Origin of the sequence: Alloalcanivorax sp., assembly GCF_964221125.1 — a bacterium.
GTDB classification, from domain to species: domain Bacteria; phylum Pseudomonadota; class Gammaproteobacteria; order Pseudomonadales; family Alcanivoracaceae; genus Alloalcanivorax; species Alloalcanivorax venustensis.
Window position 1 is genome coordinate 1 of sequence record NZ_CAXPXK010000084.1, and the last position, 25390, is coordinate 25390.

Here is a 25390-nt window from a genome sequence, read left to right on the forward strand (position 1 = left end):
TCCGCTGGAAGGGCGAGAACGTCTCCACCACCGAGGTGGAGCAGATTCTCGACGGCTTCGAGCAGATCGTCGAATCCGTGGTCTACGGCGTGGAAATCCCCGGCACCAACGGCCGCGCCGGCATGGCCGAGCTGCGTCTCGACCGCCCGCACGAGGAAGTGGACTGGCCCGCCCTGAGCAGCTACCTCAAGCGCGAGCTGCCGCCCTACGCGATCCCGCTGTTCCTGCGCGTCACCGACCACGGCGTGGAGACCACCGGCACCTTCAAGCACCAGAAGAACACGCTGAAGGAAGAGAAGTACGATCTGAACCGGCACAACAACCCGGTCTATGTGCTGCTGCCCGGCGAGAGCGGCTACCAGCGCCTCACGCCGGAGATCCAGGCGGGCATCGAAGCCGGACGGTATCGCTTCTGAAGCCCGTGCCCGACAAGATGGTTTCTTCCCGGGTCTGAATATCCGATACTTCAGGGTATTTATTGCGCCGCCAGCAAAGGCCCAGACCATGCAAGACCCACAAGCAAGACACCGCGAGCGGCCCACCGAGCCGCTTCCCAAATCCGTTAAGCCGGCCCTGCTGTTCCTCGGTTTTTTGTTTATGGTGACGGTGGTGATCGCCGGGGCCGCCTACGTGGTGGACCGGCAAATTTACGGGTGAATCATTTGAACGGGTGATCCATGTCGTCCCAGCAAGAGCACCGTCATCATCCACGCCGCGACCCGCCCCGGGGGGTGTCCCTGACCCTGCGTCGGGATCCGCCGGCGGCGGACGAGGAGTCGCTGCATCTGCTATGCCGGGATGTGTCCCGAACCGGCCTGGGGGTGGCGTTCCCCCACTCCATCACGCCGGATACCGATGTGGAACTGTGGATTACGCTGCCCGGGGACGAGCGCCGCCTTCATCTGTACGGCACCATCGCCTGGTGCGCCGCGCCGCTGGGACAATGGCGCGCGGGCATCGCGCTCAACCTGGAACGCAGTGACGGCCGGTTCTGGTCGGCGCGCTTCGACCAAGACCATGACCTCGACGAACACTGAGCGCCCGCTGTTTCACCGCGGCGGCGACTACCAGAGCCACCGCCCCGACTACCCCGCCGCCCTGTTCCAGTGGCTGGCGCGGCACAGCCCCGGCCACCGTCTCGCCCTGGATCTGGGTTGCGGCAGCGGACAGGCCTGCCGCGCGCTGGAACCCTGGTTCGACACCGTGCTCGGCGGCGACGTCAGTGTCGATCAGCTCAAAGCGGCCCCGCCCGGCACCAGCCATTATCTGGCGGCGCACGCGGACGCCTTGCCGGTCGCCGACAACAGCGTCGATCTGATCACCGTGGCGCAGGCGCTGCACTGGTTCCCCCTGCCCGCTTTTTTCCATGAGAGCGCCCGCGTGCTGCGCGACGAGGGGCTGCTGGCGATCATCAGCTATGGACTGTGCAGCGTGGCCGGCCTGGAGGGCCTGATCGAGGACTTCCACGACCGCACCCTGAAACCCTGGTGGCCGGCGGCGCGCTGGCTGGTGATCGAGGGCTACCGAAGCGTCACCCTGCCCTGGCCGGAGCTCGAAGGCCCGCCGCCCATGCCGCTGGAACGGCAATGGCACTGGCAGGACATGGCCGGCTATCTGGATACCTGGTCGGCACTGGTCAAAGCCCGCGACCACGGCGACGACCCGCTGGCGGCGTTCCTGCCGGTGCTGCGGGAACACTGGGGAGAAGCGGAAAGAACCGTGCGCTGGCCGCTGCAACTGCGGGTCTGCGCGCGGCCACCAAGACCGGCCGGATAAAAGCGGGCGCCGTCAGGATTCGGGGAAGTGCTCGGCGAGCAGGCCGGCCAGGCGGTCCAGCCGGCGGCGGCGCTTGGCCAGTCCGAAGATGTTCATCATGCGCGTGCCCCAGGTCAGCGCGGTGGCCAGGGTGTCGCCGCCACGGCGGGGAATCACGTGCACATGCACATGGGGCACGTGCTGGTTGGCTTCGCGGCCGTCGTTGACGATCACGTTGTGGGCCAGCACGTCCAGGCCGGCCCGCTTGTGCGCACGAATGGTACGCCGGGCCAGCTCGAACAGATGGGCGCAGAGGTCCGGCTCCAGGTCCTGAAGCAGGGGCTGGTGCTGCACCGGAATCACCAGGCAGTGGGCCTCGCGCACCGGAAACAGGTCCAGCAGCACGATGGCCCGCTCATCCCGGTAGACCACGCTGCCCTCGGCGCGCCCCTCCAGTATCTGGCAAAACACGCAGTCAGCCACTCAGTTCTCCGATTGCAGGTAATCTTGCTTGCGCCGCTGGCGCCAGATTTCCGCGCCGGCCAACAACAGCGCCAGCAGCAACACGGCCAGCAGAGGCCCGCCGGCACGCCACAGGCTCACGTCTTCCCGGGCCAGACCGTCGAACAGGCTGACCACCCAGGCCGGCCCCCATTCCTGGTGGTTCGGCGACACCGGCCAGGGCATCAACAGCAGCGCCGCCGCCAGGGCGCGCAGCGGCAGCCGCAGCCAGCCGCGCAGCGGCCGGGTGATGTACCAGAGCACGAACAGCACGCCCACCGAGCCGAGCAAATAGGCGAACCATCCCCACAAATAGGCTTTCGTCGTCACGATCTCTCCTCAGTTCACCCAGTGAATAATACGCTCTTCCAGGTCCGCTTCATCCACCGTGGTTTCGCTGACCACCCGCCCGGCCACGCTGACCCCGGCCTCGCGGACCGACTCCGCCCGCCCGGACCGCAACGGGTGCCAGGCTTTCAACGGCCGGCCGCGGGCGCGCAGGCGGTAGGCGCAGGTGTCGGGCAGCCAGTCGAAATGCTGCGCCACCTCGGCGGTGACCTCAACACAATCCGGCACATAGTGATGGCGCTCCGGGTACACCCGGCAGCGGCACTGTTCGGTGTCCAGGTAACCACAGGCCACGTCGGTGAAGGCCACCTCGCCGCTGTCCTCGTCTTCCAGTTTAACCAGACAGCAGCGCCCGCAGCCATCGCACAGGGCCTCCCACTCACGGGCGTCGAGCTGCTCCAGGGGCAGCTCCCAGAAGCGCTCACGCACGGCGCGGGCGGTCCGGGTGGCCGTCGGCCAGATACAGATCCGGATCCGGCGGCGGTGGCATCTGCAGGTAAAAGCCCTGCTGCTGCACGGCGGCCATGACCTTGTTGACGTCGGCGCGGGACAGCGGGCGCTCCGGCGACAGAATCAGATCGGTGACGTGCACGCCCGGGCCGAACTGCTCGGCGAGCGCCTCCGGCAGGTCCTGAAGCCCCTTGCCCCGGGGCACGTACAAATACATGTCCGCGCGCTTGCGGCTCTTGTAGATCGAGCAGAACAGCTTGCCCTTAAGCAGACTTGAAGCACTCATAGCATCTCTCTCAATGGCCGCGCGACCAGCTCCTCACGCCAGCCGGTGAGCGGCTCCGGCAGCGCGTCGGGATCGCGGACCAGCGCTTCCAGCCAGCGGCGCCGCACCAGCACATCGGGTTTCAGTGACAATTCCTCGGCGATCCGCCCTACCCGCTCGCGCAGCGCCTTCACCATGCCGCGCTGCTCCGGGTCCAGGGGCCCGGGCAGCGGCACCGGCGGCTCCGCCTTGGCGGCCTGCTCGATCAGCGCCAGCAGCGCGTCGCCGTCGCGGCGGATGGCGCGCGGGTGCAACCCCAGCTTCTGCAGGTCCACGCGGCCGCGCACGGCGGCGCGGCTCAGGTCCAGCAGGGTATTGTCGCGCAGCACGAAGCCCTTGGGCAGGTCCCGCTCACGGGCGGTGGCTTCGCGCCAGTCGGCGAGCGCTTCCAGCACCGCCAGTTCGCGGCCCTGCAGATGGCCGGCGCCCTTCACCTGGCGCCACACCGCCTGGGGCTCGGCGCGGCGGCGGGCGTCGTCGCGCAGCCGCGCGCATTCCTCATACCACCAGTCCAGCCGCCCCAACCGCTCCAGCTCGGCCTGAAGCTGCTCGGCGAGCTCCGGCAGATACTTGACGTCGTCCTCGGCGTACAGCAACTGCTCCTCGCTGAGCGGCCGCTTCAGCCAGTCGGTGCGGGTGGCGCCCTTGGCCAGGCTCACCCCCATGCGGTTCTCCACCAGACGCTGATAGCCCACCTGCATGTCCTCGCCGGTGAGCGCCGCGGCGATCTGGGTGTCGCGGACCCGCTCCGGGTAAGCGCCGGCGAACGACGCCAGCGCCTCCAGGTCTTCCGAGCAGGCGTGCATGATCAACGGCCGTTCGGCGAACAACGGCACCAGCGCCGGCGGGTCCACCCGGGTGGTGTCGATCAGACGAATATGCTCGCCGTCATGCACTTGCACCAGGGCCAGGCGCGGAAAGTAGGTCCGTTCGCGCATGAACTCGGTGTCCAGGTAAAGCGGCTGATCCGGAGCCAGGCCATCGGCCCAGTCCCGCAGGGAGTCGGTGCTGTCGCACCAGATGTACGCCATGGGAGTCCGTTGCGTCGCTGAATGTGCCGGCATTATACGGGTCGCGGGCGGCGGCTGAAACGCGTGCCGGTGAGACGGCCCGGCGGCACTCAATTTCAGCGCCGGTTTCTGCTACCCTTTGCGCCCTCTGAATCGTCAGTTGCACAGGAAACCGCCATGAGCACCAAATTGGTACTGGTCCGCCACGGCCAGAGCGTCTGGAACAAGGAAAACCGCTTCACCGGCTGGAAAGACGTGGACCTCACCGATCAAGGCCGCGAGGAAGCCCGCCAGGCCGGCGAGTTGCTGAAGGAAGCCGGCTTCGAATTCGATATGGCCTACACCTCGGTGCTCAAGCGCGCCATCCGCACCCTTTGGACCATCCTCGACGGCATGGATCAGATGTGGATTCCGGTGATCCGCGATTACCGTCTCAACGAGCGTCACTACGGTGCGCTGCAGGGCCTCAACAAGGCGGAAACCGCCGAGAAATACGGCGACGAGCAGGTGCTGATCTGGCGCCGCAGCTATGACACGCCGCCGCCCAAGATGGACCGCGACGATGAGCGCTACGCCGGCCGTCTGCGCGTCTACAAGGACCTGGACGAGGACCGTATCCCGCTGTCGGAAAGCCTCAAGGACACCGTGGACCGTTTCCTGCCCTACTACCAGCAGGAGATCGAGCCCCAGGTGCGCGCCGGCAAGCAGGTGCTGATCTGCGCCCACGGCAACAGCCTGCGCGCGCTGGTCAAGCATTTGAGCGGCATCTCCGACGAGGACATCGTCAAGCTCAATATCCCCACCGGCATTCCCATGGTCTATGAGCTGGACGACGATCTGAAGCCGATCAAGAACTACTACCTGGGCGACCAGGAAGCGGCCGCCAAGGCCGCCGAGGCGGTGGCCAACCAAACCAAGGGCTAACCGCCGATCCGATCCAGCGCCCGCACGCGCCGCTGTTCCGCTTCATCGAACAGCGAGGCGCGCAGGCGCTGGATCGCATCCTCCCGATCTTCCTCCGCCAGGCCGCTGTCCTCGATGGCGCGGCGCTGTGCCTGGTACGCCTGATAGCGCTCACGCCACGCCTCCCGGCGCCGGTCCAGTTCGCCCAGGCGCTCGGCGGCCTCCGCCCCGAGCCGCTGTTCCCGATACTGATAGACGCGCGCCTCCGGGGCGCCCTGCTCGCGTAATTGCCGCACCGCCTCGGCCACCTCCGAGGGCCGCCGCGAGGCGCGCACCATCTCGCGCATGTCCTCCGGCAGGCCCGCCTCCAGCGCCTCCAGCCGGGCCTGCTTCTCGGCCGGCTCGAGTTGCTCGTTTTCCAACAGTGCGCGCCGCTGCAAGGCGAAGTCCGCGTAGCGGTCGCGGAAGCCGAAAAACGCCTCGCGGGTGGCGGCGCTGAACCACTGGTCGCGCAGCGCGCGGCGCTCTTCCAGGCTTTGCCGCATGCCGGCGACGCTGCCGTCGTGCTCGTCCAGCTCGCGCAGGGCGGACCGATAACCGATATAGCGCTCGAACAGATCCCACGCCTGGCGGGCCGCCCTCTCCGAAAGCGCGCCCCGCAAGTGGGCCGCCACCCGGCCGCGCAGCACGTTCAGCTCCTCTTCGCCCAGAGCGGAGAGGAAATAATCGAAACGCCGCCGCACCTCCTCCGAGACAATCAGATTGCCGCGCTCGTCCTCGCGCAGGGCGCCGTCGGGCACGGTGCCGCGCCAGGACGCCGGCTCTTCGCCGAGCTTGCGTCCGCGGGCCACATAGTCCTGGAACTCGGATTCGCCGCCGTCCGGGTCCGCCGCCGGCGCGTCCGACCGGACCGGCGCCGGTTTCGATGGCGTTTCCCGCCACCACACGCCCATCAGCGCCAGCGTCACCACCAGCAACGACATGGTCGCCGCCAGGGCCAGAGGTCCTTTCATTGTTGTTCTCCGTTCAGTTGTTCCCTGTCGACCGCTAGTCGGATTGGTACTTTTTTATTAGTGAACCACCGCCAGTAGTAAGGCTAGCATCAAACCACCGGTCGATAAAAAACAAGGACCGACCGGTGAACCAAGACATTCGACAACAAAAAAAACAGGGAAGCTTATGAAAACCTTAACCCGGACTCTCATAGGGGTCATGGCCCTGGCGGTTCTGTCACTGCCCGGCCTGGCCACCGCGGATTACACCGAAACCCGTTACCCCATCGTGCTGGTGCACGGCCTGTTCGGCTTCGACAGCGCCGTCGGCGTGGACTACTGGTACCGCATCCCCGAGGAACTGCGCCAGGGCGGCGCCGAGGTCTACGTGACCCAGGTCAGCGCCGCCGAGGACACCGAGGTGCGCGGCGAACAGCTGGCCCGCCAGGTGGAAGACATCCTCGCCACCACCGGCGCCGGCAAGGTCAATCTGATCGGCCACAGCCACGGCGGCCCCACCGCCCGCTACGTGGCTTCGGTCTACCCGCAGATGGTGGCCTCGGTGAGCAGCGTGGGCGGCGTCAACTGGGGCGCGCGCATGGCCGACGTGCTGCAGGGCGTGTCCGACAACGTGCCCTTCTCCGGCGACCTGATCGGCTATCTGGGCAACGCCCTGGCCGGCCTGATCGACCTGTTTTCCGGCGGCGGCAATCAGCAGGACATCATGGCCGCGCTCAAGGCGCTGACCACCGAGGAAACCCTGGCCTTCAACCAGCTCTACCCGGAAGGCGTGCCCGCCGAATACTGCGGTGAAGGCCAGCGCGAGGCCGGCAACGGCGTGTCCTACTTCTCCTGGAGCGGCGCCAAACCGCTGACCAACGGTTTCGATCCGTCCGACGCGCTGCTCGGCGCCACCTCCATCGTCTTCCTGGGCGAAAAGAACGACGGCCTGGTGAGCAGCTGTTCCAGCCATCTGGGCATGGTGATCCGCGACGACTACCGCATGAACCACCTGGACGAGGTCAACCAGGTGCTGGGCCTGCACGATATCTGGAGCACCGACCCGGTAACCCTGTATCGCCAGCAGGCCAACCGCCTGAAGAACTACAGCTTCTGAAAGGCGGCGCCACCGGCAAAAAACCGCCCGCCGGCCACGGCGGGCGAAAGTTCCCGCGCCGGGTGACCGAAACGCTCAGCGCGCCCGGCGCCATGGTTTTGTGTCCTTGCCCCGCCCCTCTAACATCGGGTACTCGGCAGCTTTTCCTATGAAGGACCATAATCATGACAACAACCCTCAAAGCGTTTCTTGCTTCCGGCCTGTTGCTGGCCTCTTCCGTGGCCACGGCGGAAACCATCGAACGGGACATCTGCGTCTTCGACATCGCCGGCAAGGTCGGCCCCACCATGGCCGCCATGCAGGATTGGCGCACCGAAGCCATGAACTGGGGGCTGGACGCCAACCTGAAGGTGTACACCAACGAATCGGTGGTCGCGGAAGACCTCAAGGCCGGGGTGTGTGACGCCGCCCTGATGACCGGTATCCGCGCGCGCCAGTTCAACACCTACGCGGGCACCCTGGATTCCATCGGCGCCATTCCCACCATGGAACACATGAAGATCGCCCTGCAGGTACTGGCGCACCCCAACAGCGCCGACAAGCTGACCGCCAACTCCTATGAAGTCATGGGCATCGCGCCGATCGGCGCCGCCTACATCTTCGTCAACGACCGGCGCGTGAACACCCTGGCCAAGGCGGCCGGCAAAAAAGTGGCGGTGCTCGACTACGACCCCACCCAGGCCAAGCTGGTGGCCGCCGCCGGTGCCACGCCGGTGCCCTCGGACATCACCAATTTCGCCGGCAAGTTCAACAACGGCGTGGTGGATGTGATCGCCGCCCCGCTGGTGGCCTACAACGTGCTGGAACTCTACAAGGGCCTGGAACCGGACGGCGGCATCATCGACTACCCGCTGGTGCAGCTCTCAATCCAGCTGATCGCCAAGGCCGACCGCTTCCCCGAGGAAATGGCCCAGACCTCACGGGAGTACTTCTACAACAGTCTCGACCAGGTGCTGGAGCAGGTGGAACGGGAAGCGTCGGTGGTGGACGACAAGTGGTGGGTGGACATCCCCGCCAAGGACAAGCAGGAATACGAAGTCATGATGCAGGACGCCCGCGACCAGATGCGTAACGAGGGCCACTACGATCCGGACATGCTCGACCTGCTGCGCAAAGTGCGCTGCAAGCTGAACAGCTCCCGGGCCGAGTGCACCGGCGCCTGAGGCGCCGAACTACAGCCCCAGACGCTTGGCGATCACCTCGTTCATGATCTCGTAGGTGCCGCCGCCGATGGAGAGGATGCGGTTGTCGCGGAACAGCCGCTCCACCACGGTGCCGCGCATATAGCCGGCGCCACCGAAGATCTGCACCGCGTCCCAGGTCACCCGGTCGGCGCACTGGGTGGCCTGGTTCTTGGCCATGGACACGTCCAGAACGCAGTCCTCGCCGTTGGCCAGCCGCGCCGCCACCCGGTAGGTGAACTCCCGGCTCACCGCCACCTGGGTGGCCATTTCCGCCAGCTTGTGGCGGGTCACCTGGAAGCCGGCGATCGGGCGGCCGAACGCCTCGCGCTCGCGGGCATAGGCCATGGCTTCGTCCAGGGCCACCTGGGCGGTCATGTTTGCGGTGACCGCGAGAATCAGGCGCTCCATCTGGAAGTTGCTCATGATGCAGAAAAAGCCGCCGTTCTCCGCGCCGATCAGATTTTCCGCCGGCACCCGGCAGTCCTCGAAGAACAGCTCGGCGGTATCGGACGCCCACCAGCCCATCTTCTTGAGCTTGCGGCCGACGGTGAAGCCGGGGGTGTCCTTCTCCACCAACAGCAGCGAGATGCCGCCGAAGCCCGGATCGCCGGTGCGCACCGCCACGGTGTAATAGTCGGCGCGCACGCCGCTGGTAATGAAGGTCTTGCTGCCGTTCACCACATAGTGGTCGCCGTCGCGTACCGCGCGGGTGCGCAGGTTGGCCACGTCGGAGCCGCCGCCCGGCTCGGTGACCGCCAGCGCGGCGATCTTGTCGCCGGCCAGCACCGGCGGCACCACCTTCTCCTGAAGCGCTTCCGAGCCCCATTTCCAGACCGGCGGCAGGCCGATGTCCAGCGACCCCAGGCTGGCGCCCACGCCGCCGGAAGTGCAGCGCACCATTTCTTCGCAGGCGGCCACTTTCATGAACACGTCTTCACCGCTGCCGCCCCATTTCTCCGGTGCGCCGATACCGAGAATGCCGGCCTCCGCCGCCTTCTTATAAAGCTCGCGGGGGAATTCCCCGGCTTCTTCCCAATCGTTGACGTAGGGCAGAATTTCACGCTGAACGAAGCTGCGCACGGTGTCGCGGACCATGCGGTGGGTATCGTCGAAATAGGACAGTTCAGGCACGGGACCTCCTTATTGTATCGAGCGTCATAAACCAAGCGCTTGCTTGGTTCGTATGGTAGCCCCGTGGAGGAAAAGCAGCAAGGTAACCGCAAGGGACACGCGGGCGACGCCCGCGCGGTTCAGGAATGGATCAGGAAGAGAACGGCCGGCGGCCGCGCAGGGCCTGGGCCAGGGTGGCGCCGTCGACGAATTCCAGGTCACCGCCCATGGGCACGCCCTGGGCGATGCGGGTGACGCTGACGCCGGCTTCCCGGGCCAGGTCCAGCACGTAGTGCGCGGTGGCCTCGCCTTCCACGGTGGTGCCGGTGGCCAGGATCAGCTCCTGGATCTGGCCTTCGTTGAGGCGCGCTTCCAGCACGTCCAGGCCCAGCTCGCGGGGGCCGACGCCGTCCAGCGGCGACAGCTCGCCCATCAGCACGAAATAGTGGCCCCGGTATTCCGCCGATTGCTCCACCGCCAGCACGTCCGCCGGCGAGGCAACGATGCACACCAGGCCCGGGTCGCGACGCGGGTCCTGGCAGACCGGACACAGCTCCTGCTCGGCGTAGTTGCGGCAGCGGCGGCACTGTTTAACGCCGTCCATGGCCGCGTTCAGCGCCGCCGCCAGGCCGCGGCCGTCGTCGCGGCCCCGTTCCAGCAGCGCGTAGGCCATGCGCTGGGCGGAGCGCGGCCCCACCCCGGGCAGGCAGGTGAACGACTGGATCAGTTTCTCCACCAGGGGAGTGTGCTTCACGGCTTGAACCCCGGCGGGAAGGGGAAGCCGTCGGTCATGCCCTTCATCATGTCTTTCTGGCTGCTTTCCACCCGGCGCACCGCGTCGTTGACCGCCGCCGCCAGCAGGTCTTCCAGCATTTCCTTGTCCTCGCTCATCAGGCTCGGATCCAGGGACACATTCTTCACGTCGTGGCGGCCGTTCATGACCACCTTCACCAGGCCGGCGCCGGCTTCACCGGTGACTTCCGCGTTGGCGGCCTCTTCCTGGGCTTTCTTCATCTTCTCCTGCATCTGCTGTGCCTGCTGGAGAAGGTTGTTCATATCGAAATCCATGACGCACCTTTTTCAATCGGTGGGTTGGTCGTGGTCCCGGGGCTGGATGCTGCTTTCATCCAGCCGGGCGTTGAACTGCTGAATCAGGGTCTGCACGGTGCGGTCTTCCAGCAAGGCGCCGCGCGCTTCCTCCAGCCGCACCCGGCGGCGCTCCTGGTCGATGGCCTCGGGGGTGTCGCCGGCGTCGGCGTCGTATTCCAGATTGAGCCGGATACGGCGCTGAAAATAGTCGCTGAGGGCGCCGGCCAGCTCCTGGGTACGCTCCGGGTTCACCAGCACCTGGTGGCCAGTGCTCAGGCGCAGGGTCCACTGGTTCTCCTGGCGGGCCGCCAGCACCGTGTTGCGGGCCAGGTTGCGCGCCGCGCCGTCCAGCGGCAGGCGCTCCACCAGGGCGGCCCACCAGGAGCCCACGTCCTGATCGGATTCCGGCTCCGCCAGCGGCATTGGCGTGGGCTCGGCCTGCGGCTCGGGCTCGGACACGGGCTCCGGTTCGGAGGCCGGCGCCGGGGCGGGCGCGGATGACGTGGCCGACGACTCTCCGCGCGCAGCCGGGGCTTCGGCGGGCGCGCGCTCAGCCGGCGGCGGCTCGGCGGGTGGTGTTGCTTCGGCCCGGGGCTCCGGCGCCACCGGCTCCTTGGGCGCGGTGCGTCGGCCCGTGTCACCGCCGAGCAAGGCGCGCAAATCCCCCGGCCCGCCGCCGCCCTGGGGCGAGGGCGCCGGGGCGTCAGGCTTTTTTGCCGGGGCGCGGGCCTCCCCGCCCGGCAGCACGCCACGCGGGGAAAACAGCACCATGCGCAGCAGGATCATTTCCAGGGCCGCCCGCGCGTCCGGAGCGTCCTGGATATCCCGCCGTCCGCGCAGCGCCACGTCGTAATAGAGTTGAATCTGTTCCGCCTGGAAGCGCTCCGCCAGGCCCGCCATGGTCGGGTCGGCGCCCTCCCCGCCCAGCGCCTGGATCACCGCCAGCTCGTGCAGGGCGGATACCAGCTCATCGAGCAGGGCCAGCTCGTCGGGCGCGTGCTCGGCGATCGCCGCCAGCCCCTGCAGCACACCGGCGGCTTCGCCACCGGCCAGCGCTTCCAGCAGGGTATGCACATGGCCCCGGTCCACGGTGCCCAGCATGGCGCTCACCGACTGGGCGCTGAGCTGCTCGCCGCCGAACGAAATCGCCTGGTCGGTGAGGCTCAGGGCGTCGCGCATGGAACCCTGCGCCGCCCGGCCCAGGGCCAGCAGCGCCGGCTCCTCGAAGCGGATCATCTCGCGCTCGAGCAGGGCTTTCAGGTGGCCGGCGATCTGCTCGGCGGGCAGCGCCTTGAGGCTGAACTGCAGACAGCGGGACAGCACCGTTACCGGCAGACGCTGGGGATCGGTGGTGGCGAGCAGGAATTTAACGTGCGGCGGCGGCTCTTCCAGCGTCTTCAGCAACGCATTGAAGGAGTGCGCCGAAAGCATGTGCACCTCATCGATCAGGTACACCTTGTAGCGGCCCCGGGTGGGCGCGTACTGCACATTCTCGAGCAGCTCGCGGGTGTCCTCCACCTTGGTACGGCTGGCGGCATCCACCTCGATCAGATCCACGAAGCGGCCTTCGCCGATTTCCTCGCAGGTGGGGCAGACCCCGCACGGGCGGCTGCTGACCCCCTCTTCGCAGTTCAGACAGCGGGACAGGATGCGCGCGATGGTGGTCTTGCCGACCCCGCGGGTGCCGGTGAACAAATAGGCGTGGTGCAGGCGGTCCTGATCCAGCGCGTGGGTGAGCGCCCGGGACACATGCTCCTGGCCCACCAGCTCGTCGAAGGTGCGCGGTCGATATTTGCGGGCGAGAACCTGGTAACTCATCGCTCTCCAGCCAAAGGGCTATCCGGGGCTTCGGGGGAAAGCCGTATGCTAGCGAATCTGACCGGTTTAAGACAGCGGGAGGGGCGTGACGGGGGAAGAAATTGGAGGCCTTCCCGCCAGCCGCACCCCGGCACACGAGTCCACTGCTACCGTTGCTCCCTTCCGGGCCTGGCGGGGTTTACAGTTTGTCGTTGCGGGGGGACCAGCGGGTCGGCCATAACGCGCTTTTCAGCGAGCGCGCATTGTGGCCAAAGGCCGGATTCTTTGCAAGCGCGGCTCAGTCGAACGGGCTGAAAGAATCCTCGCGGCCCACTTCCCGGGCCTCGCCGTGGCTGTCCTTCATGACCCGCACGATGCGCCCGGCCTGGGCGTCGTCATCGGCGTCCACCATCACCAGGTACTGGCCCTTCTCCACCTCGCGCCAATAGGGCCGCAGGTGGTGGTTGCGCGACGAGATACCGAAGATGCCGCCCATCCAGGCGCCGAGGCACAGGCCGAACAAGGTGGTGATCGGCACCACGCTCACGGACAGCTGCCAGCCCCAGGGGTCCATGCCCGCCAGCATGAAGCCCAACACGATGCCGGCGATGGCGCCGATCAGCGCGCCCAGAAAGCCGGTGTGCATGATCTCGGTGTCTTCCCAGATGGTGGTGCCGTGCACCTTGGCCGCTTCCAGCGGCCCCGGGTCGCGCCCCAGCACGTGCAACCGCCCGGCGTCGATGCCGGCGCGGTCCAGATCCCGGGAAATATGCTGCACGCTGTCGATCGACGCGGTCAGATAATAGAACCGTTTCATGATGCTTCTCCCTGTCACCTTGGGCCGGCCCGGTACCGCCCTCTCCGGGCCCTCGCCTTCGATTGTGCTACCGGGGCGCCGGGGTACGCAGTGAAGAAGCTAGATTGCTTTGCTATATGGGCGGAGCGCTCATATCGAAACGGGATAAACGAAACAGGGCCGGCGCGGGCCGGCCCTTCGGGCGGTTTAGTGCGGTTCCCCGATCGGGATCTGGCGCGGTTTGTGCGCCTCCGGAACCACCCGGGACAGATGCACGATCAGCAGGCCGTCTTCCATGGTCGCGCCCTCCACCTGAACGTGGTCGGCGAGCCGGAAGCTGCGTTCGAAACCGCGGCGGGCAATGCCCCGATGCAGCCAGGTGCGCTGCTCGCTGTCTTCTTCCGCCGGTTTGCCGCTGATGCGCAGCAGGTTTTCCTGCACGGTGATGTCCAGGTCGGCGCGGCTGAAGCCGGCCACCGCCATCACCACCCGGTAGGTGCCGTCGCTTTCGCGGATAATGTCATAGGGCGGGTAGCCGTTGGACTGATCCGAACGCAGGGCCGTTTCCAACCAGTCGTCGAACCGGTCGAAACCCACGCTGTGCCGGAAAAGGGGTGCCAAAGTATTCATCACGTTACCTCCATAGCATCGTAAGCGGTCCCCGCAGGCGACCGCGCAAACAATCTTCAAGTAGGCGTGACAACTTCAGCCGGCTGTTCGTCACGGTGAAATAAATAGGGTCACCAAAACGGATTTCAAGGCTTTCAAGAAGGGATTAGCGGGGCGGGTCGGGACGGTCCGCGGTGCTGTTGTTACAACGGAACCAGCCGGCCACGGAGACCCGCTGGCGGCGGGCTTCCAGTACCTCATGGGGAATCCGGTCGCTGAGAAAGCACACCAGGGTACCGGCGCGCGGCTCCACTTCGGTGGCCGGGTGAATCGCGTCCGGGTCGGCCCAGACACGGAGGCGGCCGCCCTCTTCGCTGCGCCATTGATCGTTCAGGTACACCACCACGGACAATACCCGCCCGTTGCGGCCGTTGAAGGCGTCCAGGTGGCGCCGGTAGAACGCCCCGGGGTCGTACACCGCGAAGTGGGATTCGAGATCGAACAAGCCCATGAACAGCTGCCGGTTCACCGCCAGCCGCAGTTGCTCGAACTCGCCCAGCAGACGGCACTGGGCCAGCGTCGACCCGTCCAGCCACAGGGTGCGGTCGCGGCGCACGCGGGCGTTGTGCTGGTGTTCGCCGCGCCGGCCGATGCCGGCACTCTGGAATTCCCCACGCCGGTCACGCAGCAAGGCCTCGCGGCGCAGGGCGCGTACCAGGTGGGCGGGGAAGTAATTGGGCGCCACGGCGTACTGCCGGGCCACCAGATCATCGATCAGCCGCTGGCAGCGGGGGCTGCCGCCGTCGAACAGATCAGCGTGATTTTCCAGGGCGGGATCCTCGGAAGGCGAATGCCGTATTAGTGCAACGAGCCCGGTTCGGCGGGCGGGACATCGTCGTCGGGCCAGAACAACCAATCGGCCTGCTGAGAATCTTCCAGCAGTTGCACGGTGGCGTCCAGCGTCGCCTGCACGAAATAGAGAAACTGCTCGAAGGTGACGCCCCGGCGGCCCAGCAGCAGGTCGCAGGCGACCAGCCGGGGCATGGAGTCGTCGTTGACGTCCAGGAACAGCTTCAGCGAGGGGTAATCCATGTTCAGCCGGGTAAGATCCGCCTGCACCGTGAACAACGCCGCCGGCCTGACTTCCAGCTCGGTGGAGAACAACACCCCGTCTTCTTCCACGAACAGACGCGCGTCCACCACCCCTTCCCGGCCCTGCAGTTCGGAAAGATGCAGGCCATGGCACTGGTCGCAGATATAGTGTTGGATGTTGGCCTGTTCCAGCCAGCGCGTGACTTGCTCCGCATCCGGCGTGACCACCGTCAGCATCGGCTTACTCCTCTGTTCAGGGGGCGCATCATCCGGCATTCGCAACCTAAAGGAAAGAGGTCGCCTCGGAAAATCGGCCCACTTGCGCCGCCGGGTGGAACGGTGGTTATGATTCAGCAAACTCCCCTACAGAGAGAGACAATGACAACAACTTACGTGGCCTTCCGCTCCAGCGACGACCTGCACCAGACCACCGACGGCTTCATCCAGCGCATGCGCGGCGGCGCCAGCAAACCCGAGCCCAAGGTGGTGGAAAAGATCATGACCACCTTCATCGACGAAGCGCTGGACGCCTTCTTCCTGCAACCTGCCGCCATGTCCGGCCTCAGCGGCACCCAGAAGCGCCTGGTGCAGGTCGCCTCGGACACCATTTCCAAGGCCTCCCGCCTGGTGATCGGCCGCAGCGCCCGCAAAATGGACCTGGAACAAAACAAAGCCGCCGCCGAATACATGGATGAGATCCGCTTCCCCGGCCCGGACCAGGCCTACTGGTACGTGGCCTTCCCGATCAGCGACCCGCTCGCCGCCCAGGGGCGCGGTCTCGCCGACATGGCCGAGGACGGCACCACCAACGCCGCCGCCCGGGACGAGATGGTCGCCTACCTGCGCGGCGTCACCGACGAAGCGCTCAAGTGGTATTTCAACAAACCCATCGCGCTGCTCGGCTTCGGCCCGATCCTGCGCAAGGTCGCCGACGTGGGCGTCGACACCACCCGCCGGGCCAGCTACGGCGTGATCAATAAAGTGATCCCCAATCTGGACGACGAGCAGTTCCTGCAGTCCGCCGTGTACTACCGTTCCATGCAAATTACCCGCTAGGCCGCCGGCCGTCCCGGCGCCGCCCGGCGGCGCCCGGGTTTCATTCCGCTTCGGAAATAAAACGATTTGATAACAAACACTTACGCTCGTACCGGGAGCGGAAGGAACGTCACTAAGTTTTTACAAAAGTGCTTATACAACGGATTGCGCAGCGCGCAAGCGGCTCTCTACTATCCCTCTAGTACCACGAATAACGAACCGAGGAGTCAGCCGTGTCACTGCGCCACGCTATTCTTGTCCTACTGCAAGACCAAGAAGCCAGCGGCTATGACCTCGCCAGGGAATTCGCCAATAGCATTGGCCTGGTGTGGAATGCCACCCACCAGCAGATTTACCTGGAACTGGGGAAGCTTAACGAGCGACACATGGTCAGTTTTCGCCATGTACCGCAGGAGGGGAAGCCGGACAAAAAACTCTACAGCATCACGGAGGACGGCCGGCAGGAGTTGATCCGCTGGCTAAAGAAGCCCGCCGGGCCCGCCCGTATCCGCGACGCCTTCATGGTCAAGGTCGCGGGTGGACAACTGGCGGACTCGGACGCACTACTGGGGGAACTGGAACAACTGTCCAAACAGCGACGGGAACGCCTCGCCACCTTTGAAGCCCTGGCCCAGCGCCTGGACGAACAAGGCCGCGAGGAGAACCTGTACAGCTACCTGACGGTACGCCGTGGCATCCTCGACCAGCGCGCCTGGCTGCAATGGGCCGAGGAAGTCCGTCAGGCCCTGGAACACGCCTCGGTGGGCCTGCCCACCTCGTGAGCGACCCGGCGACCCTCGCCGGGGAGCTGGAATGGCTGACTCAGGCGCCGCCGCTGATCACACCACCCCCCGGCTGTGACAGCGCCGACGCCGCGCTCCGGTACTGCGCCGGCGAACCCGGCGTACTCCGCCGGGCCGCCGCCACCCTCGCCGAACAACCCCGCCCGCGCCGGCTCGGCCTGCACTTCGAAAACCTGGTCGCCGCCCTCCTCCAACACAGCCAACGCTACCGCCTGGTGGCCCGCAACGTGCCCCTGCGCGTCAATGGCAAAACCCTCGGCGAGTTGGACATGCTGGTCGAGGACCGGGACACCGGCGACCTGATGCATTGGGAGCTGACGCTGAAGTTCTACCTGGGCCTGCCCGGCGAGCCGGCGGAACGTGCCTGGCCGGGGGCCGACCCACGGGATCAGTTAGCCACTAAAATTCGCCATCTTCATGACCGTCAACTGGCCCGTTGTGACGACCCTGTGGTCACCACCTTGCTTGCCGAGCAAGGCTGGCGTGTAAGCCGAAAGATGCTGCTCACACGGGGGCGGCTGTTTCATACCGAACGCGAGACCGCCCTGCCCAAGGAAACCAATCCGTCCCATCAACGGGGAAGCTGGTTGTACGCGCGGTCACTCGAAACCCCTGGCGTGGTTATTCCACACGACCAATGGCACTACCAGCAAACCTTGTCCGACAACCGGACTGACTTTGTTGCCGCCGAGGTGTTGCGCGACTATGTTCAGACCTTGTCGTCGCCGGTGATGATAGGAACCGAGTCGGGCCGCCTCACTTTTGCCGCCCCGGACAGCTGGCCCGATCACTGAGCGCGACCGACCAACTACAACGCGAGCACTTCATGACCCAGCACCAGCCCGACCGGTTACTGATCAATAAAAACGGCGATATCACCACCGGGCTTTTCGAAGATACGGTGGCTCGCATCAACGGTCGCGACTACGACTACCGCACGCCGCTCGGCAAGCGGGCGTCCCGGCGGGCGCGGCACTTTCATTACAAGCAGTTCCAGTATTTCGGCGTGGTCAGTGATGAACTGCTGATCGGCTGCGCGTTCGCGGATACGGCGTATCTGGGCATGGCGTTTTTCTATGTGTTCGACACCCGGACCGGGGCGTTGAGCGAGCACACCTGGCGCTCGCCGCTGGGGCGGGCGCTGACGTTGAGTGATTCGCCGGTGGACGGCGAGAGCCGTTTCCGGCAGGGCAAGGTGAACATTGCCATGGGCTACTCCCAGGCGCCGGGCGGCACGCGCCGGAAGTCGCTGACGGTGACGATGCCGGGGTTGAATCTGCAGGCGGCTCTGCATGAGCCGGCCGGGTATCAGCCGATGTCGCTGTGCACGCGCACCGGCATCAACGGCTGGACCTACGCCAACAAGGTGGCCGGTGTGGATGTGTCCGGGGAACTGCGTCGTGACGGCGACACGCTGGATCTGGGCACGTTGACCGGCGCCGGTGGCCACCATGATTTTTCCGCCGGTTATATGCGCCGGGAGACGTTCTGGAACTGGGCCTGCTTGTCGGGTCGGGTGAAGGGGCGCCGGCTGGGGCTGAACCTGTCCTGCGGGGTGAACGAGACCAGTGTCAATGAGAACTGCGTGTGGGTGGACGGCCGGCGGATCAAGGTGGACGGCACCGCGTTCGAGTATGATCGCGACGATCTGACACGGCCCTGGCGGGTGGACAGCCGGTGCGGCCAGGTGGCGCTGCGGTTCACGCCGCTGGGCAGCCACCGCGAGCGGCTCAATCTGGGTCTGTTCGCCAGTAATTTCCAACAAATTTTCGGGCGCTTCGACGGCGAGATACGCGTCGCCGGCGAATCGCCCCTGGCCGTGCACGGGCTGCACGGCTTCGTCGAGGAGCAGTACGCCAAATGGTAGACGACCATCGCGAGAGCAACGACACCGGGCCGGCCGACGCCGGCGCACCCCATCAGCCTGAGCCGCCCCAGGGCGACGCCGTCAATGAGCGTCTGCGACGCGGCCTGTTCTGGGCGCTGCAATACTGGCGGGAGCTGTTCAATTTCCGCTTCGACAAATACATGATCATTCAGGTGATTCCGGGGGTATACGGCGTGGCGCTGACCGCCATCGGCCTGGGCCTGGTGTACCTGTGCGCGGAGGCGTTCATGGCCTCCACCTGGCGCGGTCTGTTTTTTCTGTTCGTGGGCGGGCCGCTGCTGTTTCTGTTCATGGCCACGCTGCTGCGCGCGTTGCTGGAGTTCTACATGGTGGTGTTCAAGATTTCCGAGCATGTGGATCAGCTGGTGGGGCTGCGCGACACCGTGGACCGGCTGTCCGGCATCGGCGATTCAGTGGACGAGATGGTCTCGGTGACCCGGCGGATTCCGTTCTGGCGGGTGCTGGCCGGGCCGCGCCGCGGCGACATGCGGCGCAACGACAAACCCCGACCCGGCGAACGGGACGACTGACAACCGGCGCGGGGGCGCCCTGTCCGGCGTATACTGAAAGCCTCAGCGCCGAACGAGGCCCTCATCATGGAACTGCTCAAACCCCATGCCCGCGACATCGGCTTTCCGGTGCGCCGGCTGTTACCCGCCGCCGGCCGGCAGCGCATCGGTCCGTTTATCTTTTTTGATCATATGGGCCCGTCGGCGTTCGAGGCCGGCGGCCGCAATGGCGACGTCCGCCCGCACCCGCATATCGGCCTGGCCACGGTCACCTATCTGTTCAGCGGCGCCATGGACCACCGCGACAGCCTCGGCACCGTGCAACGGATCGAGCCCGGCGCCATCAATCTGATGACCGCCGGCCACGGCATCGTGCATTCCGAACGGGTGCCCGAAGACGTGCGCCGGGACGGCATCGAAGTGGAAGGGATCCAGACCTGGCTGGCGTTGCCGGAAGACAAAGAGAACGGCGAGCCCGCCTTCAGCCATCACCCCCAGGACAGCCTGCCGCTCTACCAGAGCCGGGGCGTGCGGGCGCGGGTGTTGATCGGCGGGGCTTTCGGCGTGCAGTCGCCGGTGCCCACCGCCTCACCCGCGCTGTACGTGGATATTCAACTGGATGCCGGCGGCTCCCTGCCGCTACCGCCCAGCGATCAGGAGCGCGCCGTCTATGTGGTCTCCGGCAGCCCCACGGCCGGCGACGAACCGCTGCCGCTTCATCATGTGATGACATTGGACGGCCAACGCAGCTGGTTGCTGGAAGCGTTGGAGGAGCCGGCCCGGCTGATGCTGTTCGGCGGCGCCGCCCTGCCCGGCCGGCGCTATATCAACTGGAATTTCGTATCGTCCGATAAAGAGCGCATCGAGAAAGCCCGGGACGACTGGCGCCACCAGCGGTTCCCCGGCGTGCCCGGGGAAACCGAATGGATACCGCTGCCGGAATAAGCGGCGGCATCAGGCTTCGGTGGCGTCCAGCGCGGTGAGCAGCAAGCGCTGGTACAAGCGCTCGCGCAGGCCGTCGGTGTCCGCCAGCCCCATGCGCGCCAGCTCGGCCTGGTAGCGTTCCGCGTCGTGGTCGCCGAGCAGCGCGCGGCGGCCCAGGGACAGGAAGTCCTTCTGGCTGACTTTTTCCTTGAGCCAGGTGAGCGCCTTCATCAGGCGCTGTTCGCGCTCGTCGAAATCGGTGCCCAGCGGGAAGGTGGCGAAAGAGCCTTCGCCGCCGGTCTCCGCCACCCGGCGTAGAAATTCCGGATTGTTGTGCCGGAAGCGCTCCGGAATGCTGTAGTCCCGGCGCAGTTTGCCGGCCTCCTGGGCCTGTTCCATCAGTTCCACCTGGAAGCGGCTGTCGGCCACGTTGAGCATGGCCATGACCACTTCCTCATCGGTCTTGCCGCGCAGGTCCGCGACCCCGTACTCGGTGATCACCATATCGCGCAGATGGCGGGGAATGGTGTTGTGCGCGTAGGAGAACAGCACATTGGACGCCGCCTCGCCGCCGCGCTCGCGCCACGCCCGGGTCATCAGAATGGAGCGCGCACCGGGCAGTTCATGGGCCTGGCTGACGAAGTTGTACTGGCCGCCGACGCCGCTGAGCACCCGACCGTCCTCAAGCTGATCGGAGACCGCCGCGCCCAGCAGCGTGGCGGTGAACGCCGTGTTGACGAAACGCGCGTCGCGGCGTTGCAGAAGGCGCAGCGACTCACCGCCGTAAAGATCGTTGATCAGGTTCACCCGGGTCATATTGATCGCCGCCCGGGTGTCGTCGTCCAGTTCCCGCAGCCGCTGATAGAAGGCTTCCGGGCCGAGGAAAAAGCCGCCGTGCATAATGATGCCGCCGTTCAAACGGTCACCGAACAGGCCTTCCAGCGCTTCCCGGGTATCCGGGTGGTCCAGGTCGTTGGGCACGCTGTCGTCGTTGGGCAGCCGCAGGTGGCTGGCTTCCACCACCACCCCGGCGCGCAGCACGCCGAAGCGGGTCAGCCGGGCGAGCTGTTCCGGCGTCATCGGTGACGATACGCCGCCGTCCTGACGCAGCGCGTCCAGCAGCGTCAGATCCGGCCGCGCCTGCGGGTGCGCCAGAACGTGGCGCTGCAGCGCCGACCAGTCGTACACCGGACGGCGGATGATGCCCTCGTCGATCAAGCGCAGCAGACCGTGGGTCATCATCTCGCTGCAGCCGTAGAGGCCCTGGTCGAAACGGCCGGTGCCGCCTTCGCGCTCGATCAGCGCCCGGTGTTCGTCGGGCAGGTCCAGTGCTTTCAGCAGGGCGCGGTAGTTGTCGTTGTGCTGCTCGCGGCGCAGGGTGTGATGCACCAGGGCGTCGCCCAGGGCGCCGATGCCGATCTGCAGCGTGCCGCCGTCGCGTACCAGGGAGCTGGCGTGCAGGCCGACGAAATGGTCCTGCAGATTGACCGGCATATTGGGCGTGCTGAACAGCCGGGTATGGCCCTGGGGATCATCCAGCAGGATGTCCATGTCGGTGAGCCACTCGCCCACCCGCGCGTCGTTTTCCATGAACGGCAGATCGCGGTGCACCTGCCCCACGGTGACGATGGTTTCACCGGCGTCGCGGCGGGCCTTGAGCATGGGCAACAGTTCCAACGTCACTTCCGGGTTGCAGGAGAAACTGTAATCGTTGCCGTTCTCGCCATCGGCCCCCGGACGGCACGCCAGCAATTGCGCCACCACGTTCACGCCGCGCGCGTTCAGGTCACGGGCGGCGTGGGTGTAGTTGACGCTGATGTAATGGCGTTGCGCGCTGTTGCTGCCCAGCATGCTGCCCGGCTGAAAGAAAAACTCGAACACCCGGATGTTGTCGGGCAGCTGATCTTTCTTGGCGGCCTTCAGGTAGTCCAGCTCTTCATAGTCACCGAACACCCGCTCCGCGAAGGGCTCCAGAAAACGCTTTTCCAAATCGCTGCCGGCGCCGGGCCGGCCCAGTGACAAAGCGGTATAGATGTCCAGCCGGACGTCCGGGTTTTCCGTGGCCCGCTGATAGAGCGCATTGACCAGACGGTTCGGCTTGCCCAACCCCAGCGGCAGCCCCAGCCGTATCTCACCACCGGTGAGTTCGATGATCCTGTCGGCCGCTTTCAGGGCATCGTCCATTTGCTCGGGCACGGCGTTCTCCTTATCGGTACGTTTTCAATGGCCGGCGGTGCGCGACACGGCGCTGACCAGCACCACGCCGACAATAATGAACAGCATACCCAAGACCGCGGGCAGGTCGGGTAACTGTTTGAAAAAGATGGCGCCGGAAATCGCGATCAAGACGATGCCGGCGCCGGCCCACACCGCATAGGCGATGCCCATGGGCACGGTGCGCAAGGTCAGCGACAGAAAATAAAACGCCAAACAATAGCCCACCACCGTAACCATGGACGGCCAAAGACGTGTGAACCCCTGGGAGGCGTTCAAGGCGGAAGTGGCGACCACCTCACTGAGGATCGCCACCACTAAATACCAATAGCCCATATCGGCTCCTTGCGGGCGTCGAATCAGTCCGCCAGCAGCGGCAAGCGTGTTTCGGGGGGCGCGATACGGCGCTCGAAACGGTGCTCGCCATTCACCACCAACGCGTCCAGGGCGACGCCGTTGAGAAATTCCAGCAGCGGCACGTCCGCCGCCACCAGCCCGTCCGGGCTTTCGCAGCGCCAGGCGTAACGCGCCTGGAATTCGGCAGGGTCCGGGGTGGCCGGCGGCATCAGGGTGGTGGTCGCCTCCTCCCGGGTCACCGTGCAGCCGGCTTCCGCCGCCGGCACCAGCACATTGTCGGCTTTGCCGAGCCGCGCCAGCGCCTCGGTGACCGCGATTTTTTCTTCGTCGCTCTCCGGCCGGTGGCTGAAGCCCACCACTTGGTCGGCGGGCAACGTCAGGCGCGCGATCAGCGCCTGGCCCTTGCGGGCGATTTCCAGGTCACCGGCGGCACGGTCGCCCTCGGCGGCGGCACCGGTGACGGCGAGACTCAACACCATGACAGCGATAAACAGACGCATGATCCTTCCTCGTTTCCATTCCATGGCAACCGGGCTCAGGCACTGGCCACGTCCGCGAGCCCGAGATAAATACGCCAATGCTCCAGCCAGCGCGTCGGGGTGCCGGCGTCCTCGCCGGCGGCGATCACCACCAGGCGGCTGTCCTGGTCGCCGCCGGGCCAGGCCGGCAACGGCGCCACCTCCACCGCCTGGCCGGCCACCGCCTGGATCAGCAAAGGCCCGTCCAGCTTATCAATGGCCACCAGGCCCTTCAGGCGCACCAGTTCGTCGCCGGCCTCGGCACGCAGTGCCGCCAGCGCCTCCTGCAGGCGATCATAGGCGATCCGCCCGCGCCAGCGTAGACCCGACGGATGCAGGTGGTGGCCGCGCCGTTCCGGCCGTGGCGCCAGGGTGGCCACCGCGCCGGCCGGCGCCAGGGCACCGGTGATCCGGCACTGGCGGGGGAAATACCGGTCCAGCAGCCCGGCGTCGGCGCTGGCCGCGTCGTCCACCCCGGCGCGGGGGTTAAGACGGCGCAACGCGTCGACCAGGGCGCCGCGTTGCGCCGCCGTCGCCCGGTCGGTCTTGGTCAGCAGCAGTTGGTCGGCGGCGGTGACCTGCTCCAGGGCCTCCGGGAAGCGGGCCAATGCCGCCTCGCCGGCCACGGTATCCACCGTGGTCAGGATCGAGCGCAGCGTGAAGCGCTTGCGCAGCCAGGCGTCCTGCTCCAGCACGGCGGTCACGCCGAACGGATCAGCGGCGCCGGTGGTCTCCAACAGCACCGCCGAAAACGGCGGCAGATCGCCGCCGGCCCGGGCCATGTAGAGATTGCGCAAGGTGGTGCGCAGGGTGCCCTGCACGGCACAGCAGACACAACCGCCGGCCAACAGGCTGATCGGCGCGCCCACGCGCCGGGCCAGATCCTTGTCGATGCCGATCTCGCCCAGCTCGTTAATCACCACCGCCAGGTCGCCGCGCTGGTCGAGCCAGCGGTTAAGCAGGGTGGTCTTGCCACTGCCGAGAAACCCGGTCAGCACCACCAGCGGGATCGGCGCCGTCATTGGCTTTCGCGGATCGCCCAGGGCAGCGCCTGACCGGCCATGAACGGCACCATGTCTTCACCGGCGGCGGTGACCGTCTCCGGCACGGCCCAGTCGCGCCGCTCCAGGGTCACGGTGTCAGGGTTGCGCGGCAGCCGGTAGAAGTCGGCGCCGAAATGGCTGGCGAAGCCTTCCAGCTTGTCGAGCGCTCCGTGGCGGTCGAGAAAGGACGCGTACAAAGGCAGCGCCGCCCGGGCCGAGTAGCAACCCGCGCAGCCGCACGCCGCTTCCTTCTTGTCGCGGGCGTGGGGGGCGGAGTCGGTGCCCAGGAAAAAGCGCGGATGCCCTTCCAGCACCGCCTGCTGAATCGCCTGCTGGTGGGTGCGCCGCTTGAGGACCGGCAGGCAGTAGTTGTGCGGGCGCACGCCGCCGACCAGCAGGTCGTTGCGGTTCATCAACAGGTGCTGGGGGGTGACAGTGGCGGCGGTCAGGTCGCCGCCCTCGCGCACGAAGTCCACGCCTTCCGAGGTGGTGACGTGCTCGAACACGATACGCAGCGCCGGGAACCGTTCCCGAATGTCGTTCAGGTAGCGGTCGATGAACACCCGCTCGCGGTCGAAGATGTCGATTTCCGGCTCGGTCACCTCGCCGTGCACCAGGAACGGCAGATCGTGCTTTTCCAGTGCCTCGTAGAGATGGTGAATGCGCGCCGGGTTGGTGACGCCGCTGTCCGAGTTGGTGGTGGCCCCGGCCGGGTACAGCTTGAAGGCATGCACAAACGGGCTTTGCGCCGCCCGTTCGATCTCCTCCACCGGGGTTTCGTCGGTCAGATAAAGCACCATCAGCGGCTCGAAATCCACGCCCGCCGGAATCGCCGCCAGGATGCGCTCGCGGTAGGCCTCGGCCAGCGCCACTCTGGTCACCGGCGGCGTCAGGTTGGGCATCACGATGGCGCGGCGGAACACCCGCGCGGTGGCGGGCACGGTTTCCTCCAGCATGGCGCCGTCGCGGAAGTGCAGGTGCCAGTCGTCCGGGCGGGTCAGGGTCAGAGTATCGGTCATCA

Annotated in this window: 31 protein-coding genes, 1 other RNA gene and 1 pseudogene; 13 read left to right on the forward strand and 20 right to left on the reverse strand. The window is 66.4% G+C overall.

Going from position 1 to position 25390, the window contains the following annotated elements; genetic code table 11:
- The 4 genes and pseudogenes from ACEQZD_RS10365 to ACEQZD_RS10380 form a co-directional block, all read left to right on the forward strand.
- Positions 1 to 416 (forward strand): annotated as a pseudogene (locus ACEQZD_RS10365) (long-chain-acyl-CoA synthetase); the annotation flags it as partial.
- Positions 417 to 504: 88 nt separating this feature from the next.
- Positions 505 to 657, forward strand: coding sequence for a hypothetical protein (locus ACEQZD_RS10370; protein WP_185956954.1), 153 nt, complete (start codon positions 505 to 507; stop codon positions 655 to 657).
- Between the two features lie 20 nt (positions 658 to 677).
- Positions 678 to 1037 (forward strand): PilZ domain-containing protein, encoded by a 360-nt coding sequence (locus ACEQZD_RS10375; RefSeq protein WP_142949674.1) that lies wholly within the window; start codon positions 678 to 680, stop codon positions 1035 to 1037.
- A complete protein-coding gene (locus ACEQZD_RS10380) occupies positions 1018 to 1776 on the forward strand; it encodes a class I SAM-dependent methyltransferase (RefSeq protein ID WP_142949673.1) in 759 nt (252 codons plus the stop codon). The genes ACEQZD_RS10375 and ACEQZD_RS10380 overlap by 20 nt, the downstream gene beginning before the upstream one ends.
- Positions 1777 to 1788: 12 nt before the next feature.
- On the opposite strand, the gene ACEQZD_RS10385 is transcribed toward ACEQZD_RS10380, so the two are convergent.
- The 5 genes from ACEQZD_RS10385 to rnd are packed head-to-tail and all read right to left on the reverse strand — an operon-like array spanning position 1789 to position 4410.
- Positions 1789 to 2238: an HIT family protein gene (locus tag ACEQZD_RS10385; protein WP_142949672.1), complete on the reverse strand. Its 450-nt coding sequence runs from the start codon at positions 2236 to 2238 to the stop codon at positions 1789 to 1791.
- Positions 2239 to 2586: a hypothetical protein gene (locus ACEQZD_RS10390; protein ID WP_255442598.1), complete on the reverse strand. Its 348-nt coding sequence runs from the start codon at positions 2584 to 2586 to the stop codon at positions 2239 to 2241. It abuts the gene before it with no gap.
- A 9-nt stretch (positions 2587 to 2595) separates the two neighbouring features.
- Positions 2596 to 3033 carry a YcgN family cysteine cluster protein gene (locus ACEQZD_RS10395; protein ID WP_142949670.1) on the reverse strand — a complete coding sequence of 146 codons (438 nt, stop codon included), beginning with the start codon at positions 3031 to 3033 and terminating at the stop codon, positions 2596 to 2598.
- On the reverse strand, positions 3026 to 3340 hold the full coding sequence (locus tag ACEQZD_RS10400; protein WP_370185320.1) for a YcgL domain-containing protein: 315 nt from the start codon (positions 3338 to 3340) through the stop codon (positions 3026 to 3028). Before ACEQZD_RS10400 ends, ACEQZD_RS10395 begins: the two co-directional genes overlap by 8 nt.
- On the reverse strand, positions 3337 to 4410 hold the full coding sequence (gene rnd, locus ACEQZD_RS10405) for a ribonuclease D (RefSeq protein ID WP_370185321.1): 1074 nt from the start codon (positions 4408 to 4410) through the stop codon (positions 3337 to 3339). Before rnd ends, ACEQZD_RS10400 begins: the two co-directional genes overlap by 4 nt.
- A gap of 156 nt (positions 4411 to 4566) precedes the next feature.
- On the opposite strand from rnd, the gene gpmA reads away from it, so the two are divergent.
- Positions 4567 to 5313 (forward strand): 2,3-diphosphoglycerate-dependent phosphoglycerate mutase, encoded by a 747-nt coding sequence (gene gpmA / locus ACEQZD_RS10410; RefSeq protein WP_142949667.1) that lies wholly within the window; start codon positions 4567 to 4569, stop codon positions 5311 to 5313.
- On the opposite strand, the gene ACEQZD_RS10415 is transcribed toward gpmA, so the two are convergent.
- Entirely contained in the window at positions 5310 to 6305 is a 996-nt protein-coding gene (locus tag ACEQZD_RS10415; protein WP_370185323.1) for a lipase secretion chaperone, read from the reverse strand. The two genes, gpmA and ACEQZD_RS10415, sit on opposite strands and share 4 nt — an antisense overlap.
- Positions 6306 to 6471: 166 nt before the next feature.
- On the opposite strand from ACEQZD_RS10415, the gene ACEQZD_RS10420 reads away from it, so the two are divergent.
- Together ACEQZD_RS10420 and ACEQZD_RS10425 are read left to right on the forward strand one after the other, a co-directional pair.
- Positions 6472 to 7401: a triacylglycerol lipase gene (locus ACEQZD_RS10420; protein ID WP_335629367.1), complete on the forward strand. Its 930-nt coding sequence runs from the start codon at positions 6472 to 6474 to the stop codon at positions 7399 to 7401.
- Between the two features lie 164 nt (positions 7402 to 7565).
- On the forward strand, positions 7566 to 8564 hold the full coding sequence (locus ACEQZD_RS10425; protein ID WP_335629366.1) for a putative solute-binding protein: 999 nt from the start codon (positions 7566 to 7568) through the stop codon (positions 8562 to 8564).
- A gap of 9 nt (positions 8565 to 8573) precedes the next feature.
- On the opposite strand, the gene ACEQZD_RS10430 is transcribed toward ACEQZD_RS10425, so the two are convergent.
- The 9 genes from ACEQZD_RS10430 to ACEQZD_RS10470 all read right to left on the reverse strand — a co-directional run bounded on the left by ACEQZD_RS10430 (position 8574) and on the right by ACEQZD_RS10470 (position 15315).
- Positions 8574 to 9680: an acyl-CoA dehydrogenase family protein gene (locus tag ACEQZD_RS10430; protein ID WP_214014236.1), complete on the reverse strand. Its 1107-nt coding sequence runs from the start codon at positions 9678 to 9680 to the stop codon at positions 8574 to 8576.
- 166 nt (positions 9681 to 9846) lie between these two features.
- Positions 9847 to 10449: a recombination mediator RecR gene (gene recR / locus ACEQZD_RS10435; protein ID WP_142949664.1), complete on the reverse strand. Its 603-nt coding sequence runs from the start codon at positions 10447 to 10449 to the stop codon at positions 9847 to 9849.
- Positions 10446 to 10763, reverse strand: a complete 318-nt coding sequence (locus ACEQZD_RS10440; protein ID WP_067612862.1) for a YbaB/EbfC family nucleoid-associated protein — start codon at positions 10761 to 10763, stop codon at positions 10446 to 10448. Before ACEQZD_RS10440 ends, recR begins: the two co-directional genes overlap by 4 nt.
- Before the next feature lie 12 nt (positions 10764 to 10775).
- On the reverse strand, positions 10776 to 12602 hold the full coding sequence (gene dnaX / locus ACEQZD_RS10445; RefSeq protein WP_370185326.1) for a DNA polymerase III subunit gamma/tau: 1827 nt from the start codon (positions 12600 to 12602) through the stop codon (positions 10776 to 10778).
- Positions 12603 to 12713: 111 nt separating this feature from the next.
- An RNA gene (ffs, locus tag ACEQZD_RS10450) (signal recognition particle sRNA small type) lies at positions 12714 to 12810 on the reverse strand.
- 69 nt (positions 12811 to 12879) lie between these two features.
- On the reverse strand, positions 12880 to 13398 hold the full coding sequence (locus ACEQZD_RS10455) for a hypothetical protein (RefSeq protein ID WP_335629364.1): 519 nt from the start codon (positions 13396 to 13398) through the stop codon (positions 12880 to 12882).
- A gap of 186 nt (positions 13399 to 13584) precedes the next feature.
- Positions 13585 to 14007 (reverse strand): Hsp20 family protein, encoded by a 423-nt coding sequence (locus tag ACEQZD_RS10460; protein WP_194855361.1) that lies wholly within the window; start codon positions 14005 to 14007, stop codon positions 13585 to 13587.
- A gap of 145 nt (positions 14008 to 14152) precedes the next feature.
- Positions 14153 to 14902, reverse strand: a complete 750-nt coding sequence (locus ACEQZD_RS10465; protein ID WP_335629363.1) for a 2OG-Fe(II) oxygenase — start codon at positions 14900 to 14902, stop codon at positions 14153 to 14155.
- Positions 14845 to 15315, reverse strand: coding sequence for a YbjN domain-containing protein (locus ACEQZD_RS10470; protein ID WP_214011878.1), 471 nt, complete (start codon positions 15313 to 15315; stop codon positions 14845 to 14847). The genes ACEQZD_RS10465 and ACEQZD_RS10470 overlap by 58 nt, the downstream gene beginning before the upstream one ends.
- A 141-nt stretch (positions 15316 to 15456) precedes the next feature.
- Between ACEQZD_RS10470 and ACEQZD_RS10475 the strand changes: the two genes are divergently transcribed.
- From ACEQZD_RS10475 to ACEQZD_RS10500, 6 genes are all read left to right on the forward strand, one after another.
- Entirely contained in the window at positions 15457 to 16134 is a 678-nt protein-coding gene (locus tag ACEQZD_RS10475; RefSeq protein WP_370185329.1) for a hypothetical protein, read from the forward strand.
- 212 nt (positions 16135 to 16346) lie between these two features.
- Positions 16347 to 16895, forward strand: a complete 549-nt coding sequence (locus ACEQZD_RS10480) for a PadR family transcriptional regulator (RefSeq protein ID WP_335629361.1) — start codon at positions 16347 to 16349, stop codon at positions 16893 to 16895.
- Complete coding sequence (locus tag ACEQZD_RS10485; protein WP_335629360.1) at positions 16892 to 17710, forward strand: DUF1853 family protein; 819 nt, start codon at positions 16892 to 16894, stop codon at positions 17708 to 17710. Before ACEQZD_RS10480 ends, ACEQZD_RS10485 begins: the two co-directional genes overlap by 4 nt.
- 32 nt (positions 17711 to 17742) lie before the next feature.
- Positions 17743 to 18783, forward strand: coding sequence for a DUF2804 domain-containing protein (locus ACEQZD_RS10490; protein ID WP_335629359.1), 1041 nt, complete (start codon positions 17743 to 17745; stop codon positions 18781 to 18783).
- The gene (locus ACEQZD_RS10495; RefSeq protein ID WP_194855365.1) at positions 18777 to 19334 is read left to right on the forward strand and encodes a DUF4282 domain-containing protein; all 558 of its coding nucleotides are present in this window, start codon (positions 18777 to 18779) and stop codon (positions 19332 to 19334) included. The genes ACEQZD_RS10490 and ACEQZD_RS10495 overlap by 7 nt, the downstream gene beginning before the upstream one ends.
- 66 nt (positions 19335 to 19400) lie before the next feature.
- Positions 19401 to 20258: a pirin family protein gene (locus ACEQZD_RS10500; protein WP_335629358.1), complete on the forward strand. Its 858-nt coding sequence runs from the start codon at positions 19401 to 19403 to the stop codon at positions 20256 to 20258.
- 9 nt (positions 20259 to 20267) lie between these two features.
- Here ACEQZD_RS10500 and ACEQZD_RS10505 read toward each other — a convergent pair whose 3' ends face one another.
- From ACEQZD_RS10505 to pyrC, 5 genes are read right to left on the reverse strand one after another with little or no spacing between them, the layout of a single operon-like run.
- Positions 20268 to 22433, reverse strand: a complete 2166-nt coding sequence (locus tag ACEQZD_RS10505) for an acetyl-CoA hydrolase/transferase C-terminal domain-containing protein (protein WP_370185331.1) — start codon at positions 22431 to 22433, stop codon at positions 20268 to 20270.
- Positions 22434 to 22457: 24 nt separating this feature from the next.
- Positions 22458 to 22787, reverse strand: coding sequence for a multidrug efflux SMR transporter (locus ACEQZD_RS10510; RefSeq protein WP_067609163.1), 330 nt, complete (start codon positions 22785 to 22787; stop codon positions 22458 to 22460).
- A 23-nt stretch (positions 22788 to 22810) separates the two neighbouring features.
- Positions 22811 to 23308 carry a DUF2796 domain-containing protein gene (locus ACEQZD_RS10515; RefSeq protein ID WP_370185333.1) on the reverse strand — a complete coding sequence of 166 codons (498 nt, stop codon included), beginning with the start codon at positions 23306 to 23308 and terminating at the stop codon, positions 22811 to 22813.
- Positions 23309 to 23343: 35 nt separating this feature from the next.
- On the reverse strand, positions 23344 to 24348 hold the full coding sequence (locus ACEQZD_RS10520) for a GTP-binding protein (protein WP_370185334.1): 1005 nt from the start codon (positions 24346 to 24348) through the stop codon (positions 23344 to 23346).
- Entirely contained in the window at positions 24345 to 25388 is a 1044-nt protein-coding gene (gene pyrC, locus ACEQZD_RS10525; RefSeq protein WP_370185335.1) for a dihydroorotase, read from the reverse strand. The genes ACEQZD_RS10520 and pyrC overlap by 4 nt, the downstream gene beginning before the upstream one ends.
- Positions 25389 to 25390 lie beyond the last annotated feature (2 nt).

Bases quoted from the DNA above. Each gene is read 5' to 3' on its own strand.
- ACEQZD_RS10370 (WP_185956954.1), top strand. From the start codon at position 505: ATGCAAGACCCACAAGCAAGACACCGCGAGCGGCCCACCGAGCCGCTT.
- ACEQZD_RS10375 (WP_142949674.1), top strand. From the start codon at position 678: ATGTCGTCCCAGCAAGAGCACCGTCATCATCCACGCCGCGACCCGCCC.
- ACEQZD_RS10380 (WP_142949673.1), top strand. From the start codon at position 1,018: ATGACCTCGACGAACACTGAGCGCCCGCTGTTTCACCGCGGCGGCGAC.
- ACEQZD_RS10400 (WP_370185320.1), bottom strand. From the start codon at position 3,340: ATGAGTGCTTCAAGTCTGCTTAAGGGCAAGCTGTTCTGCTCGATCTAC.
- rnd (WP_370185321.1), bottom strand. From the start codon at position 4,410: ATGGCGTACATCTGGTGCGACAGCACCGACTCCCTGCGGGACTGGGCC.
- gpmA (WP_142949667.1), top strand. From the start codon at position 4,567: ATGAGCACCAAATTGGTACTGGTCCGCCACGGCCAGAGCGTCTGGAAC.
- ACEQZD_RS10415 (WP_370185323.1), bottom strand. From the start codon at position 6,305: ATGAAAGGACCTCTGGCCCTGGCGGCGACCATGTCGTTGCTGGTGGTG.
- ACEQZD_RS10420 (WP_335629367.1), top strand. From the start codon at position 6,472: ATGAAAACCTTAACCCGGACTCTCATAGGGGTCATGGCCCTGGCGGTT.
- ACEQZD_RS10425 (WP_335629366.1), top strand. From the start codon at position 7,566: ATGACAACAACCCTCAAAGCGTTTCTTGCTTCCGGCCTGTTGCTGGCC.
- ACEQZD_RS10430 (WP_214014236.1), bottom strand. From the start codon at position 9,680: ATGGTCCGCGACACCGTGCGCAGCTTCGTTCAGCGTGAAATTCTGCCC.
- ACEQZD_RS10440 (WP_067612862.1), bottom strand. From the start codon at position 10,763: ATGGATTTCGATATGAACAACCTTCTCCAGCAGGCACAGCAGATGCAG.
- dnaX (WP_370185326.1), bottom strand. From the start codon at position 12,602: ATGAGTTACCAGGTTCTCGCCCGCAAATATCGACCGCGCACCTTCGAC.
- ACEQZD_RS10455 (WP_335629364.1), bottom strand. From the start codon at position 13,398: ATGAAACGGTTCTATTATCTGACCGCGTCGATCGACAGCGTGCAGCAT.
- ACEQZD_RS10460 (WP_194855361.1), bottom strand. From the start codon at position 14,007: ATGAATACTTTGGCACCCCTTTTCCGGCACAGCGTGGGTTTCGACCGG.
- ACEQZD_RS10470 (WP_214011878.1), bottom strand. From the start codon at position 15,315: ATGCTGACGGTGGTCACGCCGGATGCGGAGCAAGTCACGCGCTGGCTG.
- ACEQZD_RS10475 (WP_370185329.1), top strand. From the start codon at position 15,457: ATGACAACAACTTACGTGGCCTTCCGCTCCAGCGACGACCTGCACCAG.
- ACEQZD_RS10490 (WP_335629359.1), top strand. From the start codon at position 17,743: ATGACCCAGCACCAGCCCGACCGGTTACTGATCAATAAAAACGGCGAT.
- ACEQZD_RS10495 (WP_194855365.1), top strand. From the start codon at position 18,777: ATGGTAGACGACCATCGCGAGAGCAACGACACCGGGCCGGCCGACGCC.
- ACEQZD_RS10500 (WP_335629358.1), top strand. From the start codon at position 19,401: ATGGAACTGCTCAAACCCCATGCCCGCGACATCGGCTTTCCGGTGCGC.
- ACEQZD_RS10510 (WP_067609163.1), bottom strand. From the start codon at position 22,787: ATGGGCTATTGGTATTTAGTGGTGGCGATCCTCAGTGAGGTGGTCGCC.
- ACEQZD_RS10515 (WP_370185333.1), bottom strand. From the start codon at position 23,308: ATGCGTCTGTTTATCGCTGTCATGGTGTTGAGTCTCGCCGTCACCGGT.
- ACEQZD_RS10520 (WP_370185334.1), bottom strand. From the start codon at position 24,348: ATGACGGCGCCGATCCCGCTGGTGGTGCTGACCGGGTTTCTCGGCAGT.
- pyrC (WP_370185335.1), bottom strand. From the start codon at position 25,388: ATGACCGATACTCTGACCCTGACCCGCCCGGACGACTGGCACCTGCAC.